General features: G+C 40.7%; 14 protein-coding genes. 10 read left to right on the top strand and 4 right to left on the bottom strand.

Going from position 1 to position 16475, the window contains the following annotated elements; translation table 11 throughout:
- The first annotated feature begins 226 nt into the window (after positions 1-226).
- On the top strand, positions 227-1459 hold the full coding sequence (locus DWW33_RS08760; RefSeq protein WP_022242942.1) for a DUF4317 domain-containing protein: 1233 nt from the start codon (positions 227-229) through the stop codon (positions 1457-1459).
- Positions 1460-1554: 95 nt separating this feature from the next.
- On the opposite strand, the gene DWW33_RS08765 is transcribed toward DWW33_RS08760, so the two are convergent.
- A complete protein-coding gene (locus DWW33_RS08765; RefSeq protein ID WP_117841621.1) occupies positions 1555-2088 on the bottom strand; it encodes a restriction endonuclease in 534 nt (177 codons plus the stop codon).
- Positions 2089-2168: 80 nt separating this feature from the next.
- Between DWW33_RS08765 and DWW33_RS08770 the strand changes: the two genes are divergently transcribed.
- Positions 2169-3956, top strand: a complete 1788-nt coding sequence (locus DWW33_RS08770) for an aminopeptidase P family protein (RefSeq protein ID WP_334294607.1) — start codon at positions 2169-2171, stop codon at positions 3954-3956.
- Between the two features lie 210 nt (positions 3957-4166).
- Here the strand turns inward: DWW33_RS08770 and DWW33_RS08775 are convergent, their stop codons facing one another.
- Positions 4167-6167 (bottom strand): amylo-alpha-1,6-glucosidase, encoded by a 2001-nt coding sequence (locus tag DWW33_RS08775; protein ID WP_243088620.1) that lies wholly within the window; start codon positions 6165-6167, stop codon positions 4167-4169.
- 717 nt (positions 6168-6884) lie between these two features.
- Between DWW33_RS08775 and DWW33_RS08780 the strand changes: the two genes are divergently transcribed.
- Both DWW33_RS08780 and DWW33_RS08785 read left to right on the top strand, forming a co-directional pair.
- A complete protein-coding gene (locus DWW33_RS08780) occupies positions 6885-7388 on the top strand; it encodes a hypothetical protein (protein WP_117841622.1) in 504 nt (167 codons plus the stop codon).
- Between the two features lie 13 nt (positions 7389-7401).
- Positions 7402-7584 carry a DUF6472 family protein gene (locus DWW33_RS08785; RefSeq protein ID WP_117697689.1) on the top strand — a complete coding sequence of 61 codons (183 nt, stop codon included), beginning with the start codon at positions 7402-7404 and terminating at the stop codon, positions 7582-7584.
- A gap of 3 nt (positions 7585-7587) precedes the next feature.
- On the opposite strand, the gene DWW33_RS08790 is transcribed toward DWW33_RS08785, so the two are convergent.
- Both DWW33_RS08790 and DWW33_RS08795 read right to left on the bottom strand, forming a co-directional pair.
- On the bottom strand, positions 7588-7872 hold the full coding sequence (locus DWW33_RS08790; RefSeq protein WP_199650756.1) for a hypothetical protein: 285 nt from the start codon (positions 7870-7872) through the stop codon (positions 7588-7590).
- A gap of 67 nt (positions 7873-7939) precedes the next feature.
- Positions 7940-8989, bottom strand: a complete 1050-nt coding sequence (locus tag DWW33_RS08795; protein ID WP_118639294.1) for an AraC family transcriptional regulator — start codon at positions 8987-8989, stop codon at positions 7940-7942.
- A 193-nt stretch (positions 8990-9182) separates the two neighbouring features.
- Here DWW33_RS08795 and DWW33_RS08800 point away from each other — a divergent pair, with 193 nt between their 5' ends.
- From DWW33_RS08800 to DWW33_RS08825, 6 genes are all read left to right on the top strand, one after another.
- Positions 9183-10700 (top strand): sugar ABC transporter ATP-binding protein, encoded by a 1518-nt coding sequence (locus DWW33_RS08800; RefSeq protein WP_022242956.1) that lies wholly within the window; start codon positions 9183-9185, stop codon positions 10698-10700.
- Between the two features lie 12 nt (positions 10701-10712).
- Complete coding sequence (locus tag DWW33_RS08805; protein WP_242988749.1) at positions 10713-11672, top strand: ABC transporter permease; 960 nt, start codon at positions 10713-10715, stop codon at positions 11670-11672.
- A 66-nt stretch (positions 11673-11738) separates the two neighbouring features.
- Positions 11739-12992, top strand: a complete 1254-nt coding sequence (locus DWW33_RS08810) for a sugar ABC transporter substrate-binding protein (protein WP_118639295.1) — start codon at positions 11739-11741, stop codon at positions 12990-12992.
- A 78-nt stretch (positions 12993-13070) separates the two neighbouring features.
- Positions 13071-14078: an ABC transporter permease gene (locus DWW33_RS08815; RefSeq protein ID WP_118639296.1), complete on the top strand. Its 1008-nt coding sequence runs from the start codon at positions 13071-13073 to the stop codon at positions 14076-14078.
- Positions 14079-14714: a beta-phosphoglucomutase gene (gene pgmB / locus DWW33_RS08820; RefSeq protein WP_117697681.1), complete on the top strand. Its 636-nt coding sequence runs from the start codon at positions 14079-14081 to the stop codon at positions 14712-14714.
- Positions 14715-14768: 54 nt separating this feature from the next.
- Entirely contained in the window at positions 14769-16451 is a 1683-nt protein-coding gene (locus tag DWW33_RS08825; protein ID WP_117697679.1) for a glycoside hydrolase family 3 protein, read from the top strand.
- The last annotated feature ends 24 nt before the right edge of the window (positions 16452-16475 follow it).

The raw sequence follows: 16475 nt of genomic DNA on the forward strand, positions 1-16475 counted from the left end.
TTCAAAAAGCAAGAAATTTATCTTGCTTTTTTTGACTTTACAGGAAATTGCTTTCCTGTAAAGTCAAAAACGCTCCGCGAGGATGCGCACTGCGGCGTATAAGGTAGATGTCGCAAGCGACCGCCGCAGGCGCGGGAATGTGCCAAGGCACATTCGATGTTCTATAAAAGTCTGATTTGGGAACATAAGAAATAAAAGAAAGCTAGTAAAGGAGTAGATTCATAGTATGGATAAAAAAGGTGTGGCAGAGTTAAAGAGACGTTTTACAAAAGAAAATTGTACCTTTACAAGATTATGTGGCTGTTATGTAGATGCCGGTAAGAATAAGGTCGTTGATTTAAGTGAGACATTTTTAAATCTGGAAGATGAAGAATTTTATAAATATTTAGAGATTGCCAAGAAAACCTTATCAGGAACTATTGGAAATAATCTTTTGGAATTGAATTTTCCACTGGATGAAGAAGCAGCAGGAGGAAGACAACAGTTTCTTTTAGGTTTAAGGGAAAGTAAATTAAAAAATCCTGAGTTACTGGAACGTTTTTATGATATGGTCATTGAAAGCTATGACTATGCAGGCAACTATCTGATTTTGCTGTTCCATGATGCTTATGATGTCATGACCAAGACCACGGATAATAATGCGCTGGATGAATCAGAAGAAGTGTTTGAATACCTTCTATGTGCAATCTGTCCGGTACAGTTATCCAAACCGGGACTGGGTTACAGAGAAGATGAAAACCGTATCGGACCAAGAATCCGTGACTGGGTGGTAAGCGTACCGGACAGCGGTTTCTTATTCCCGGCATTTACCGACCGCAGTACAGATATTCATTCCCTGATGTTCTATACTAAGGATACCAAGGCACCGCATGCGGAATTTATGGAGTTGGGATTAGGCTGTGGCGCAAGACGCACCGCAACGGAGCAGAAGATGACCTTCCATTCTATCGTCAAACAGGCATATGGCGATGATGTGGAAAAGAGCGGTGAAGTGCTGATGGAGATTCAGCAGAACTTAAATGATCTGGTAGAAGAGAAAGCAGAACTGGAAGAAGACCCGGTAATTCTGACACCGGAGCTTTTGACCAATGTTATGGAAGAAAGCGGCGTTGCACCGGAAAAGGCAGAAAAGATTGGAAAGACCTGCGCAGAGGAATTTGCAGAAGAAGCACCACTGGCAGAAAATGTAGTAGACAGCAAAGCACTGGCTGCCAATGAGCAGATTCAGAAGGAAAAGGAGCTGGTAGCCCAGGTTGAAGTGCTGCAGCAGCAGTTAAAAGAGAAACAGATCGAGGAAGAAGCAGACGAAGTAGTTAAGACCTACGACGTTGTACTCCGGGTGAAACCGGAAAAAGTTTCACAGATTAAGTCCGAAGTAATCAACGGACAGAAATGTCTGGTAATTCCAATGGCAGAAGACGAACATGCCAATGTAAACGGAGTAAATACAACGGTATAATAAATAAGAATACCATCTTTACCGGCTGGTAGATTGAGCCGGTAAGGATGGTATTTGTATATAAAATCATTATGATGAAATACTTCTTTTGAATGTCAGATTAGTGCAGATTCCGGAGATAGGATGCAAAAAATCAGCAATCCACACAGCAGAAGAAATAGGAGAAGCTGGAAGAATCTGCCCCAGCGGAAGCTGCGATGGTTTAACTGGGTGCCGTCAATGAGAATGACATCATTGGCTTCGGCAAGGGCAATGGCACCGGGATAGAAAACGCTGTTGGTAATGACGATCGCTTCATCACAATCATAATAGGATTTGCCGGCAACGGCTTCCTGTACGGCACTGTTTCCTACTTTGCCCTGATATAATTTACACTGGACTGCATAGGTGGTCCGGTGTTTTTTTGCAATTAAATCCACACCAAAATCTCTGGAAGCCTTGGTGACAGTAACCTTTGAATATCCGTTGCGTTTTAAATATCCGGCAGCATATTCTTCAAATTCGTAGCCATTCATTTTGTCAAAATTGACACCAAAAAAGAACAGCCGCAGTCCATGGAATACGGCGAACGGAAGATGTATAATAAATCTTATGAAAAAGAAAAGTATTTTTCCAATCAGGCGAAACATAAAAGAATTCCTTTCCGTTCATAATAACGGATGCTATACTGTAATTGACCCGCTTGCATTCATTATAGCATAACATAGAGGTGATAGATTTGAAAGAAGAATTGATGGAATTAAGACAGAAGATGAAAGAATACGGCATGGCGGCATATCTCATTGTTTCCGATGATTTCCATGCATCAGAATATGTAGGAGAATATTTTAAATGCCGTGAATATATTTCAGGATTTAGCGGTTCGGCAGGAACGCTGGTAATTACTGAAGATATGGCAGGACTCTGGACAGACGGAAGATATTTTATCCAGGCAGAAGAACAGCTTGCCGGCACCGGCATTACATTATTCCGGAGTGGACAGCCGGGGGTAGTGGATATTGGCACTTTTCTGGAAGAAAAAATGGAAGATGGCACCGTATTGGGGTTTGATGGAAGAACCGTAAGTACCGGCATGGCAAAGAGTTTAAAAGAAAAATTGCGGGAGAAAAAGATTACATTTGCTCCAGACCGTGATGTCGTAGGCGAAATCTGGGCGAATCGTCCGGCATTATCCTGTGATCCAATCTGGGAGCTTGGCGTGGAATATGCAGGTGAGAGCCGGAAAGATAAGGTGGCGGGGGTACGAAAAGCAATGGTGGATTGCAAGGCGGATTACTTTTTAATTCCGTCTTTGGATGAAATCGCATGGCTTTTTAATATCCGTGGAAATGATATTGCATACAATCCGGTGGCATTATCTTATGTGCTGATTGCACCGGATGAAATCTGCTGGTATGTAAATGAAATGAGTGTGCCGGCTGACTTAAAGGAAAGCCTTTCAACTGAAAAAATCGTTATTTACGGATATGAACAGATTTATACGGACGTAAAGAAAATTCCGGCAGACAAAAGCATTCTTATAGACGAGAGTATGACAAATTATGCACTGTATGATGCCATTCCAAAAGAGGCACATAAGGTAAAGAAGAACAGCCCGATTGAGCTTATGAAGGCAGTGAAAAATGCCACCGAAATGGAGCATGAGCGGCTGGCGCATAAGAAGGATGGCATTGCTTTAACAAAACTTATCTACTGGTTAAAGCATGTGGAAGATAAGCGGCAGATAACGGAGCTTACGGTATGTGATAAATTAGAAGAATTCCGGAGGCAGGGAGAAGGTTATCTGGGACAGAGCTTTGCACCGATTGCTGCATACGGTGCCCATGGAGCTATTGTGCATTATGAGCCGGATGGGAAGAGCAATATTCCACTGGATAACAAAAGCTTTCTGCTGCTGGATACTGGCGGACAGTATCTGGATGGCACAACGGATGTGACAAGAACCATTGCCCTTGGAGCATTAAGCTCAGAGGAGAAGAAGCATTATACTGCCGTATTACGAGGAAATCTGAATCTTTCGGATGCAAAATTTAAATATGGCTGTACGGGAGTCAACCTTGACTATCTGGCAAGAGAAGCGTTGTGGCATATGGGACTTGACTATAATCACGGAACCGGCCATGGCGTTGGCTATTTGTTAAATGTACATGAAGGACCGAATGCATTTCGTTACCGGGAACGGTGCGGTACCGGAACCATCATGGAAGAAGGTATGATTACTTCAGATGAACCGGGACTGTATCTGGAAGGAAAATACGGCATCCGCCTTGAGAACCTGCTGCTTTGTAAGAAAGCGGAGAAAACGGAATATGGACAGTTCATGGAATTTGAAACATTGACTGTTGCACCATTTGATTTGGAAGCCATCGACTGGGAAGAATTAGACAGCCGGGAAAAGGCACTGCTTCGGAAGTATCAGCAGTATGTCTACGATACGATTGCAGACTTCCTTTCTGAAGAAGAAAAGAAATGGCTGAAGGAGCAGATTCCGGCATAGAGATATAGGTATTGCACGGGGAGAACAAAGAATGTGCCTTGACACATTCTCGCGCCTGCGGCGGCCGCTTGCGACATCTATCTTATACGCCGCAGTGCGCATCCTCGTGGAACGTTTTTTCCTTTACAGGAAAGTAATTTCCTGTAAAGTGAAAAAAGAGGCTTGATAAATCAAGCCCCTCTGTGTTTCCCGTAGTTTATTTCCCATAGTTTATTTATATGGAAGAATATCCTCCGTATATGCCCGGAGAATTTCTCCGACACTCCATGCCTGGGCATAGCAGCCGCGGGAGGTGTGCGGTTCATCTCCGTCAAAGATTTCTGCAATAGAACCAATACAGCCGTGGTAGAACTGTTCTCTGGTGGCATCTAACATGGCATCTACCTGTGTGATAACTTCTTTGGAAGTTCCATAGACATGCACATAAGCAGTCAGGAAACCGCCTAAGAGGAAACCCCAGGAAGTACCCTGATGGTAAGCGTGGTCACGTTTGTCAAGACAGCCTTCATAGGTCGGATGGTATTCCTTATCATCCGGGCTTAAGGAACGAAGACCGGTTTTGGCATATAGTTTCTCGTAAACCTTATCTACAATCTTCTTTTCCTTGTCAGCATCTAACATCCGGTGCGGCAGGGAAACAGCATAAATCTGATTTGGACGAAGGGTTGCATCACCTTCCAGCCCGTCTACCACATCATAGAGACATCCATCTTTTTCGTTCCAGAATTCTTTTGCGAAAGATTCCTTTGCATGAGCTGCAAGAGCAGCATAGTGGGAACCGTCTTCCCCAAAGCGCGTTGCCCATTCTTCCATCAGGCAGAGTGCGTGATACCAGAGCGCATTGATTTCTACCGGCTTGCCGTGCCGTGGTGTAGCAACCCAGTCGCCCACACGGACATCCATCCAGGTTACCTGGTCGAGACCGCTTCCGGCATGGATAAGTCCATCTTCTTCCATATAGATGGAGAAATCTGTTCCGTGCTCATAAGCTGCAATAATTTCTTTTAATTTTGGATAAATGGTTTCCTGCACAAAAGCATAATCTTCCGGAGTGCCGGTATAATCGAGATATTTTCCAACTGCATAGAAATACCACATGGAAGCATCCGCAGTGTTATACAATGGGGCGGTTCCTTCATCCGGGAACATATTTGGTACCATGCCATGGTGGACATAGCGGGCAAATGTGGTAAGAATATCTCTGGCATCCTGATAGCGCCTGGTAGACAGAGTTAAGCCGGTGAGGGCAATCATGGTATCCCGGCCCCAGTCAGTAAACCAAGGAAGTCCGGCAAGAACAGTCATCAGTCCGGTAGACTGCCGGTATGCAAGAAAATGGTCGGCGGCAATGGTCAGAGTCTCTGCCAGTTCATCATGGTAGCCAGCTTTTTTCTCTAACGCATCAAAACGTGCCATTTCTGCGGCAGCAGTGGCAAAAGCATCCTTTTCATAAACATCTTCAATGGTGCAGACGATAGATATTTTCTTGCGGCATCCGGCGTCCAGCGGAAATTCAATCTGGTATGGCGTGTAGTTATCATCTAAAGCATCGGATTCTACATCTAGTTCTTTTTGTAACTGCATTCCGGTGGTATATTTTTCTTCACATGGAACAACGGTTCCGTCATCGGTAAAAAGACGGATGGTGACATCTTTATTCTGCTGCGGAACCAGTCTGATTTCCGGCTGCTCATAAGTAGTATCGAATTTTAAAGTGTCTATGGTAGAAGCTTCATGGTGTACCCGGTAATTAAAGAGCGGAGTCAGCACCAGCGTAGCAGATTCTCCATCATTCTGGATATCATAGGAAATGGAAATAGTGTTTTTACCGTGCTCAAAGGCGAGTGTCTTTGTCATGGTAAATTCCGGAGCTTTGGTGGTAAAATGTACCAGTCCGTCATAAGTAAAGGAATTAAGGTATTCAATGCCTTTGCGGTAAGCGGTACTGCCATCGTCAGCAAGATACTGTTCTACGGTAAAATCTATTTTCTCGGAAGAACGAATCAGACACTCGTTGATTTTGGAGAGAATGACGAAACGTTCTACCGGCGGGTGCAGGCTGGCAATCAGATAGCCGTGGTGTTTTCTTGCATGGGCGCCGGTTACAGAACTGCCGGCATAGCCGCCGATTCCGTTGGGCAGAACCCATTCCTTCTGTACACCCACCGACATTGGGGTGAGGGCATCTTTATTTAAATGATATGCTTTCATAGAAATCTCCTTTATCGTGTAATCTGTCCGGGTGGCGGGGGAGAAAAACGAATCATCTAACATATTGTAAGCGTATTCCGGATTTCTATTATTTTTTGTTGATGCAGAATGCGTTGCAGTTCTTAGCTGTTTTGTTTTCTGATTGCAGGCTGTCTTTCCGCTGCTTTCACTGCATAGCGTCACTGTTCGTTGTATGCGGATGCGGCAGAAAACCTGCAAGGGGCACTATGAATTTCAGAAAAGATATTGTTTCATCCGGCAACCGGTGCAAATTCACATCCATGTTCAGATTGCACCTTGCTGGCACGTCCTGTGCCAGCATTGCCGGTTGCAGGATGAAATTCCAAGTGCCCCTAACAGCCTTTCTCATGCATCCGCATATCAGCGAACCGTGCCGCTATGCTGTGAAACATTGGAAAGACAGGCTCAATAGCAAAAGAAAACAAAGCAGCTTAGTTCTGCAGCATTCTGTATTAAAAAATAATAGAAAGCCGGGATATCCTATACAATAGTTTGATTTTGTATGCTTCCCCCGCCCCCCGGACTGTTTGTCTCTATTGTAACGAAATAAATCGAAAAAATCTACTGAAAAACACGGAAAAAACATAATTATTAAATAAATATAATCTACTGGATTAATCGTGGAAAAAGAGCTATAATGAAAAAGAATCTGCATAAGAAGCAGTTGCAAAAAGAAAAAGTTGAGAGGTTTAAAGTATGAGTATTTTTGAAAACACAGTTTTAGTAGATAAGAAGGTATCGGTGGTAAATGTAATATTAAGATATCTTTGTATCGCATTGGCGATTTTCTGTGTACTGGTTTCCATTATTGTGTATCCAGGAATTTTACTGGTTCCTGCAATTATCTTTGCAGTTTTCTGGTATCTTCTTAAAATTGCATCACAGATTGAATGGGAATATACCTATATTGAAGGAAGACTTAGCTTTGCACGCATCAAGGCAAAGAGAAAGAGAAAAAATGTTGCAAAGATTGAGATGGAAGAGGTTGTGCTGATTGCACCGTCAACTGCACATGAATTGTATAATTATCATAATAACAATCAGGTGAGCGTAAAGGATTGTTCTTCCAAGCAGTCGGGAGCGAAGACCTATGAAGTGATTTATAAGAACGGTAGCGGACTTGGAGATATTATCTTTGAGCCGGATGAAAATATGCTGGATATGATCTGCAACCGGAATGCAAAGAAAGTCATCAGATAGGAGAGGTGATTTTATGGCAGAGCAGGGAAATTGTGATACCTGTGTAAATTTTGTTTATGATGAAGATTACGAATATTATGTCTGTGATATGGATCTGGATGAAGATGATATGGTAAGATTTCTTACCGGCAACACCAATTCCTGCCCGTATTATCAGTTATATGATGAGTACAAGATTGTGCGTCATCAGATGTAAATTTTAAATAGGAACGGTTTTAAAGAGGTCTGCATTTTCTGTATAGACCTGATTGAGCCAGTCGCAAGCCTGACCAATGCCTTCGTCGGAATATTCGAAGGTGTTGGTCTTTTTTTGCTCATCCGGCGTGGCGGTAAAGCAATAAGGACCCGGCCACCAGGTAACCAGCAGTGAAGTGGCATCCTCTTCGGTGTGCTTTTCTATGCGGTAGCGCATGCCAAGATTGCTGCCGGTATACTGTGTTTTGTTATAAAAAGGGATGGAAAATAAATCTTTACGTTGTATCATAATTGCACCTGCTTTCGATTCTTTATTAAAAATAGCATGAAAAAGGTTGTCTGGCAAGGAAAAGGGATTAGATGATAATCCCTTTTTTTCTATATTCGGTTGGTGTGATTTTCAGATTTTTCTTAAATAATCTTATAAAATGTTCCGTTGTATCATAACCAACCTGGGAAGCAATGTCTGCAACCGTAAGGTTGGTATCAGAAAGGAGTATCTGGGCTTTTTCAATCCGGACCTGCTGTAACAGCTGGGTAAAGGTTTTCCCGGTAGTGCTTTTAAAAAGTCTTGAAACATGTTCAGGTGTATAGTGAAATTTTTCGGCAACCTGCTCTAATGTAACCGTTGCATAATTTTCCTGGATGAATTGAAGCAGGGCAAAACGCTGCACATCAGATTTACGGTTGAAAGTAGGAAGCTCGGAACTTTTTTCATAATTCCGGATTAAAAGACCAAAAGTTATCATCAGTGTGTAGGAAATCATCTGATCCCAGTAAAGGGAGCGGTTCAGAGATTCCCAGTACATCCAGAGAAAGCCAGAACGTATTTCATTATCATTGCCGGTGTGAAATACAATATAATCGTTACCGTTTTTGGAATAGATATTATTTAAAAAGAAAGCGGACAGGATGTTTGGTGAATTTAAAAAATTGAAAAAGATATTATGTAAAGTGCTTTTTCGAATCAAAATATTTAAGATAACGCTGTTGTCATCGAAGACACTGACGGAATGCTTGATGCCGGGTGGAATAATACAAAGGTCTCCGGTGCGCAGTGTGAGCTGACTGTCACTGATTTTCTGGGAACAGCTTCCGTCATAGACATATAAGAGTTCAAAGAAAGTGTGGTCGTGAGTAAGTGCCGGAGAGTAACGGTTATGTCTGGTTACAGTAATAGAAACGTGGTTTCCTGCATCAAAAAAGAAATTATCTTCAAAGCGTGGAGGAATGGTTTCTTTGATTTCCGGAACCAGCAGATGCCGGCGCAGTACATCATCTATATTGATAGTACTTAAGAATTCCTGCAGGGAATACTCCTGCTGTTTGGCATAATAATATTTTTTGTAAAACTGCTCATCTTCATTCAATTTATATATTACTGTTCTTAACGCTTCATGATCCATAATGGAATCCTCCAATTCAAATATCAAAAATAGTCAATAACAACATAAAGAAAATGATATATCTATCAAAAAAAGTAAATAGAATTGGTTGTTACAAACAATTGGAAAACCACTTGAATAGATTATAATAGATTTAACAACAAAAGAAAAGTGATTTTCACAAAAACAATGATTACAGAGAAGGGGCATATGGATGAAGCAGGAAATCTTAGTAAAAGTAGAACATATGAATAAAAGATTTGGCTCTACCGTTGCATTAAAGGATGTTTCAATAGAGGTTTGTTCAGGCAGAGTTCTCGGACTTATTGGAGAGAATGGTTCTGGTAAATCAACAGTTACATCTATTATTGCAGGAATGCAGAACGCAGACAGCGGTACGATGACATATCATGACAAAGAATGGAAGCCGGAATCAATGCTGTATTCGTTGGAACATGGAATTGGAATGATTGTCCAGGAAACTGGAACAGTGCCGGGAATTACAGTAGCAGAGAATATATTCCTTGGCGAGACAAAATTTTTTAAGAGTTTTGGCGAAAAGCATAAATGGGGACCGGTTAAAAGGAAGCTGTTAAATCAGAAAGCACAGGAAGCCTTAGATGCAATCGGTGCCAGCCATATTCGTGCAGAACAGATGACAGCAAGCCTTGATTTACAGGAACGTAAGCTGATTGAGATAGCAAGAATTATGAATAAGCATCCGGAAGTGCTGGTAGTAGATGAGACTACAACTGCATTGTCACAGAAGGGAAGAGAGATTATCTACAATATTATGGAACAGATGAAAAAAGAAAACAAAGCGGTGGTTTTCATCTCCCATGATTTGGAAGAGATTATGGAAAAATGCGATGCATTGACGGTTCTTCGTGATGGAAATATTATAGTTACTTTTGATAAGAGCGAATTTGATGAAGACAAAATAAAATCAAGTATGATTGGAAGGCAGCTGGAAGGCGACTATTATCGAAGTGATTATGATGGAAGCTGCGAAGATGAAGTTGTCTTAGAAATGAAAGATGTAAATCTGACTGGCAAACTGATTGATTTTAATCTGCAATTGCATAAAGGAGAGATTCTTGGAATCGGCGGACTTTCGCACTGTGGAATGCATACACTTGGCAAAGTCATGTTTGGAAATAAAAAACCGGAGTCTGGTGAAATAAGAATCAAAGGAAAGAAATTAAAAAACGAAGCCGATGCAATGAAGCATATGGTTGGATATGTGGCAAAAGACAGAGACACTGAGTCACTATGCCTGAATGCCAGCATCAAAGATAATATTGCTGTTGGCGGACTGGACCAGTTTACAACTGGTGGATTCCTGATTTTCCCGTGGAATGAAAAGAAATATGTTCAGAAACAGGTGGAAACATTAAGCATTAAATGTGCAGGAATAAATCAGTATGTTTCGGCATTATCCGGTGGAAATAAACAGAAGGTTGTATTTGGAAAATGGATTGGACGAGGCAGTGATGTATTGATTCTGGACTGCCCGACGCGAGGCGTTGATATTGGTGTGAAGCAGGCAATGTATCAATTGATGTACCAGATGAAAAAAGAAGGAAAATCAATTGTTATCATTTCAGAGGAATTAACAGAACTGATCGGTATGTCAGACCGTCTGATGATTATGAAGGATGGAAAGATTATGCATGAATTTCCAAGAAGTGAATCGCTTTCAGAAGCAGATGCGATTCAGTACATGATATAGGAGGCGGATGAAATGAAAACAAAGAATTTAAGAAAAAATGTTATGCTCCTTGCCCCTTTATTTGGTCTTGTGGCATTGCTGGTTGCTTTCTTTATCATTGGAACATCTAAAAATATAAATGTTGCATATGGAATGAAAAGTATTATCAACCAGTCAGTTGTGGTTGCAGTAGTAGCAACAGGTGCAATCTTTATTTATACCCTTGGTTCCTTTGATATCAGTCTTGGAGCATCTGTAGCAGTAAGCGCACTGGTAGGTGGGATTGTTTATAACAAAACAGAGAGCCTGGTAATAATGTTTGCAGCTTGCCTTGGAGTGGCGGTCTTTATAGGACTATTTAACTCAGTACTGGCATCTATTTTTAACCTCCCTGTTTTCGTAACAACGATTGCAATGCTAAGTGTATTGAATGCACTGGTACTGGTTCTGATTAAGATGAATGGAACAGGTTCTGAAATAAGAGTGCCAATGATGGCGGTCAGTAAGCTGAATACAACACAGTTTAAAATATTCGTATTAGCTGCATTTTTCTTAGTATGTTTACTGGTATTCTCTTTTACTAAAGTGGGAAGAATGCAGAAATTCCAGGGCGGAAATCCAATTTGTGCAAAATTAAGCGGTATTTCTGTAAAGAAAATGTCGATTATAGCATTTATCATGTCTGGAATAGGAGTTGGACTTGGCGCATGTCTTTCCATTGTCTATGCTCCGACTTTAACGAGAAATACTGCATCCAGTGTAGGAATGGATGTCATCATAGCGATTGTATTTGGTGGTATGCCGGTATCAGGTGGCGCAAGAAGTAAAATTTATGCAGCAGTAATCGGAGCTTTTTCCATGACATTGCTCAGTCAGATTATGGTGATGTTTAATCTGAATTCCGGAATTGGACAGATGGTAAAAGCAGCAATATTTATATTGGTAGTATTCCTGGCAACCAGTGACCAGAGAGGAAAGATGTTACCAAGATAATATCCATATGGTATTAAGTGATAGTCACTTTATACATAAACATGTAATGTACAGGAGGAAAGAAACATGAAAAAAATTCTAGCAATGTTGCTGGCAACGGTCATGGTAGTAGGATGCTTTACCGGATGCGGAAGCGACAAGAAGAATGACAGTTCTGAAGTAGTAAGTACAGAACAGTCAGGCAGCAAAGAAGAGACACCAGAACTTGATATGAGTGAAACCGTTAAAATGGGTATTCTTGTATCAGATGCAACAAGTGCAGAGGCGTTGGCATTCCGGACATACTATACAGAGTATATTCAGAAACAGTACAATGTTGAGCTTATTTATTCCGATGAATTAAAGGATGCAGCAGGGGAAACATCAGCAATTGATACTTTTATTACAAATAATTGTAAAGCAATTATTTCATTCTCATCCTTTGACCGTGCAGCACAGATTGAGCAGTGTGAAGCGGCAGGTGTGTATTATGCAGTTGCAACAGGAACTTTAACCGATGAAGAATATGAGACTTATAAGGGATATGAGCATTATGTAGGTGCAATCGGGCCATCTCTTGAAGTAGAATATCAGACTGGTTATGATATGGCAAATTACTATCTGGAGCAGGGCAAGAAAAACTTTGCTATCTTCGGTGGAGCAATTCCATATTATACAGATATGCATATTTATCGTGCAGCAGGTATGATTGCAGCTATGGTAGATGCAGGTGGAGCAGATGCTAATTACAAAGGTGCTACAGATGAAGCTGGAATTATTGGACAGATTTATGCAGATGGACAGATTGAAACCGGAGCAATTGGTGATGTAAATATCGTTGGTTATGTAGGCGGATATGACATGGATGATGCATGGTTTGGAAAATGTGCTCAGATGGCACAGACTCCTGACTTAGAGGTTATCTTAGCTGTTGGAAATGGTTCTGACTTCTTTGGAACAGCAATTGAAGGCACAGATGTTAAGATTGCCAGCGTAGATGCTTATGCAGAAAGCTATGGTACTGCAATGGATGGTGGAATGCTTGATTACCTTGCAGGTAAGTTCTCAGCAAGTATCGGACCTATCTTTATTGCAACTTATCGTGCAGTACTTGGAAGCCCGATCCGTACAGAAGATGGAAATGCTTTAGCTCTCAGCCAGGGTTACTGGGTTGCGACTTCACCAGAAGAGTTCTCTGAGTGCTATGCAGTAGACAGCTCTGTAGACAGCCCTGCATATACAAAAGCTATGTTAGATGGACTTCTTACAGCAGATTATGCATCATTTGAAAAATTTGTAAGTGCTTATGGATTTAAAGATATCCAGGAAGAAGCAAAATAAGTAACATATTAATAAAATTTTTGTTCTGCTCCGGAATTCTCCGGAGCAGAATTTAGAAAAGACATGAGGGAAAATAACATGAAAAGTAAAGGAAGAAATAGCATTTTAAAAAAGATAATTGGAACTTTGTGTATTCCGGTAGTGACACTGCTCGTAATGATACTCTTATGTCAGAGGAATGGTGTTGTATTTTTTGAATCAGAAAGAAACTGGATTTTGTTTTTCCGGGCAACAGCAACAGTAATGTTAACGACATTTGCTCTTTCATTGAATCTGAATTCCGGAAGATTTGATTTCTCAATCGGAGCAATTTCGTTATTGTCATCAGTAATCAGTGCATCAATTTGTTCATCCCATGGACTTTCAACACCATATATGCTCGTGATTTCTATTGTATCCGGAGCATTGCTTGGACTGATATCCGGAGCAATTTATGTAATTGTAAAATTACCACCGATTATTGTGTCACTGGGAGTAACACTGTTTTACGAAGGAATGGCATTCGCACTTACCGATGGTTATGGCGTGTCATTTGTAGCAAATAAAGAATTAACAAGTTTTCCAGGTGTTTTGAATTATGTACTTGTAATTGTAATAGGACTCGTTTTATTTATTGCGATTTTTGATTATACACAATTTGGTTATGAATATAAGTCACTATTATCCGGACAGAAGGTTTCTGTTAATACAGGAATTCATGAAGTATCCAATGCAGTAATCTGTTATACCATTGCAGGCGGCTTCATGGGTGTAGTTGGATTTATTAGTGCTTCAAATACAGGAAATATTCAGATGTCTTTAAACTTTGGCTCAATTGGAGTAATGTTTACAGCTTTCTTACCGATGTTTATCGGTGGATTTATCGGACGGTTCTGCAATGAAAAAATTGGTTATCTGTTAGGAGCAGTAACAACAGCATTCATATCATTGATGTATGCAAGATTAAATGTAGATGCATCCATTCAGCAGATTGTTACCGCAGTTATCCTGGTATTGTTCCTGATTTATCTGAATAACGAGAATAAGGTAATTGAGCTTGTAATGCTGAAGAAACAGTTGAAGAAAAAAAGACAAGAGGATAATTAGATGAAATATAAAGGAATCATTTTTGATTTGGACGGAGTAATCTGCTTTACCGATAAGTATCATTATCTGGCATGGAAGAGACTGGCAGATAAACTGGGAATATATTTTGATGAAACCATAAACAACCGGTTAAGAGGCGTAAGCCGGATGGAAAGCCTTGAGATTATTTTAGAGAAAAGTACAAAGAAATATTCCAAAGAAGAGAAAGAAGATTTCGCAGAGCAGAAAAATAAGATGTATGTGGAATTGCTGGAAGACATGACACCGGCTGATTTGCCAAAAGAAGTAAAAACAACCTTAGATGATTTAAGGAAACAGGGAGTTTTACTGGCAATTGGTTCATCCAGTAAAAATGCAAAGAGAATATTAAAACATTTAGGATTAGAAAATTATTTCGATGCCATCAGTGATGGAACGAATATTACAAAATCAAAACCTGATCCGGAGGTATTTTTGAAAGCAGCAGAATACCTGCAGTTAGAACCACAGGAGTGTCTTGTTGTAGAAGATGCGGTGGCAGGAATAAAAGCAGCTACAGCTGGAGGCTTTGATAGTGCAGGATTGGGTGAAGCGTCCGAATGTGAAATGACAACATATCCATTGAGCGGTTTTGCTGAACTGAGAAATATTAATTAAGAAAAGGAGCAGCCGTGGCTGCTCTTTTTGTGCCTTAAATGAAAGGAAAAAGAGATGAATTATAAAGAAAAACCATTTTATTTAGATGATGTAGACATTGCCTGGGTAGAAAATACGCTGGAAAATATGAGCCTGGAAGAAATGATAGGACAGTTGTTCTGCCCGATTGGATATTCAACGGATCCGGAGTATCTGAATATGTTATTACATTTCCATATCGGCGGATTATTTTTCCGGGATGGTGTGGCAGAAGAGATGCAAAGTACATTTACCTATGCGCAGGAGCACACAAAGATTCCGCTTCTGATTCCATCAAATTTAGAAGCGGGAGGAGATGGAGCGGCTACCAATGGAACTGCATATGGAAAACAGATGGCATGTGCAGCTGCAAATGATCCGGTATATGCATATCGTCTGGGAAAGATTGCCTGCTCAGAAGGAAGTGCATTAGGAATTAACTGGGCTTTTGCACCGGTAGTTGACATAGATAGAAATTATCATAATCCAATTACCAATGTCAGAACATATGGCGATGATCCGGAGAAGGTTTATGCCTATGCAAGGGAGTATCTTCGTGCAGCAGATGAATGCAATATGGCAGTCTCAATTAAGCATTTCCCGGGAGATGGTGTGGATGAAAGAGACCAGCATCTTTTGACATCGGTAAATAGTCTTAGCATGGAAGAATGGGATAAATCCTATGGAAGTATTTATCAGCGGCTGATTGACGATGGTGCCAAAACTGTTATGGCAGGGCATATTGCAATGCCAGCGTATCAGGAACATTTTAATCCACAGTTAAAGGGCAAGATTGTTCCGGCTTCTCTTTCCAGAGAGCTTTTGGTGAATTTGCTTCGGGACAAATTAGGATTTAACGGACTTGTCATTACAGATGCAACACCGATGGTCGGATTTACGGCAGCCGGTAAACGAAGTGAAACGGTACCAATGGCAATAGAAAATGGCTGTGACATGATTTTATTCAATAAAGATTTAAAAGAAGATTATCAGTTTATGCTAGATGGTTATAAGAATGGTCTGTTATCCCGTGAAAGATTACTGGATGCAAACAGACGCATACTGGCATTAAAGGCTTCTTTAAGATTACATGAAAAGAAGATAAAAAGACAGCTGGTTCCTGGAAAGGAAGCATTAAAAAACTTACGCACCACGGAGCATATACAGTGGGCAAAAGAGCTGGCAGACCAGTCTGTTACACTGGTGAAAGATATTGCAGAGAATCTTCCAATCAGTCCGAAGAAGACACCGCGTATTTTGCTGGAAATTTTAGGACATTTTCCGTCCAATGAAAGAGTAGTCGGAAAAGTAAAAGAAGAACTGGAAAAGAGAAATTTCCAGGTATTCCTCTATGAGAAGGAAGATTTCGAAAAGGGTGTAGATAATGTAACAGCTTTTAAAGATAAGTATGACATGGTAATTTACATCGGAAATGTGGAAAATGCCAGCAATCAGACCACCAACCGGTTAAACTGGTATACCTTCTGGGGACAGGGAAATAATGTTCCGTGGTTTGCAGAAGAAGTACCGGTAATTTTTATCAGTGTAGCCAATCCATATCATTTACTGGATGTGCCAATGATAAAAACGTATATTAACTGTTACTCCAATAATGATTATGTATTAGAGGCAGTAATAGCAAAGATTACCGGAGAAAGCAGCTTTAAAGGAGTAAGTCCGGTAGATCCATTCTGTGGACGAATCGAACTTTCCTACTAAAAGAATAACGAGACATAAGGGAGA

This window comes from Roseburia sp. AF15-21, assembly GCF_003479505.1.
Taxonomy (GTDB): domain Bacteria; phylum Bacillota; class Clostridia; order Lachnospirales; family Lachnospiraceae; genus Roseburia_C; species Roseburia_C amylophila.

Bases quoted from the DNA above. Each gene is read 5' to 3' on its own strand.
- DWW33_RS08795 (WP_118639294.1), bottom strand. From the start codon at position 8,989: ATGGATCATGAAGCGTTAAGAACAGTAATATATAAATTGAATGAAGAT.
- pgmB (WP_117697681.1), top strand. From the start codon at position 14,079: ATGAAATATAAAGGAATCATTTTTGATTTGGACGGAGTAATCTGCTTT.
- DWW33_RS08765 (WP_117841621.1), bottom strand. From the start codon at position 2,088: ATGTTTCGCCTGATTGGAAAAATACTTTTCTTTTTCATAAGATTTATT.
- DWW33_RS08815 (WP_118639296.1), top strand. From the start codon at position 13,071: ATGAAAAGTAAAGGAAGAAATAGCATTTTAAAAAAGATAATTGGAACT.
- DWW33_RS08790 (WP_199650756.1), bottom strand. From the start codon at position 7,872: ATGATACAACGTAAAGATTTATTTTCCATCCCTTTTTATAACAAAACA.
- DWW33_RS08780 (WP_117841622.1), top strand. From the start codon at position 6,885: ATGAGTATTTTTGAAAACACAGTTTTAGTAGATAAGAAGGTATCGGTG.
- DWW33_RS08825 (WP_117697679.1), top strand. From the start codon at position 14,769: ATGAATTATAAAGAAAAACCATTTTATTTAGATGATGTAGACATTGCC.
- DWW33_RS08760 (WP_022242942.1), top strand. From the start codon at position 227: ATGGATAAAAAAGGTGTGGCAGAGTTAAAGAGACGTTTTACAAAAGAA.
- DWW33_RS08800 (WP_022242956.1), top strand. From the start codon at position 9,183: ATGAAGCAGGAAATCTTAGTAAAAGTAGAACATATGAATAAAAGATTT.
- DWW33_RS08805 (WP_242988749.1), top strand. From the start codon at position 10,713: ATGAAAACAAAGAATTTAAGAAAAAATGTTATGCTCCTTGCCCCTTTA.
- DWW33_RS08785 (WP_117697689.1), top strand. From the start codon at position 7,402: ATGGCAGAGCAGGGAAATTGTGATACCTGTGTAAATTTTGTTTATGAT.
- DWW33_RS08810 (WP_118639295.1), top strand. From the start codon at position 11,739: ATGAAAAAAATTCTAGCAATGTTGCTGGCAACGGTCATGGTAGTAGGA.
- DWW33_RS08775 (WP_243088620.1), bottom strand. From the start codon at position 6,167: ATGAAAGCATATCATTTAAATAAAGATGCCCTCACCCCAATGTCGGTG.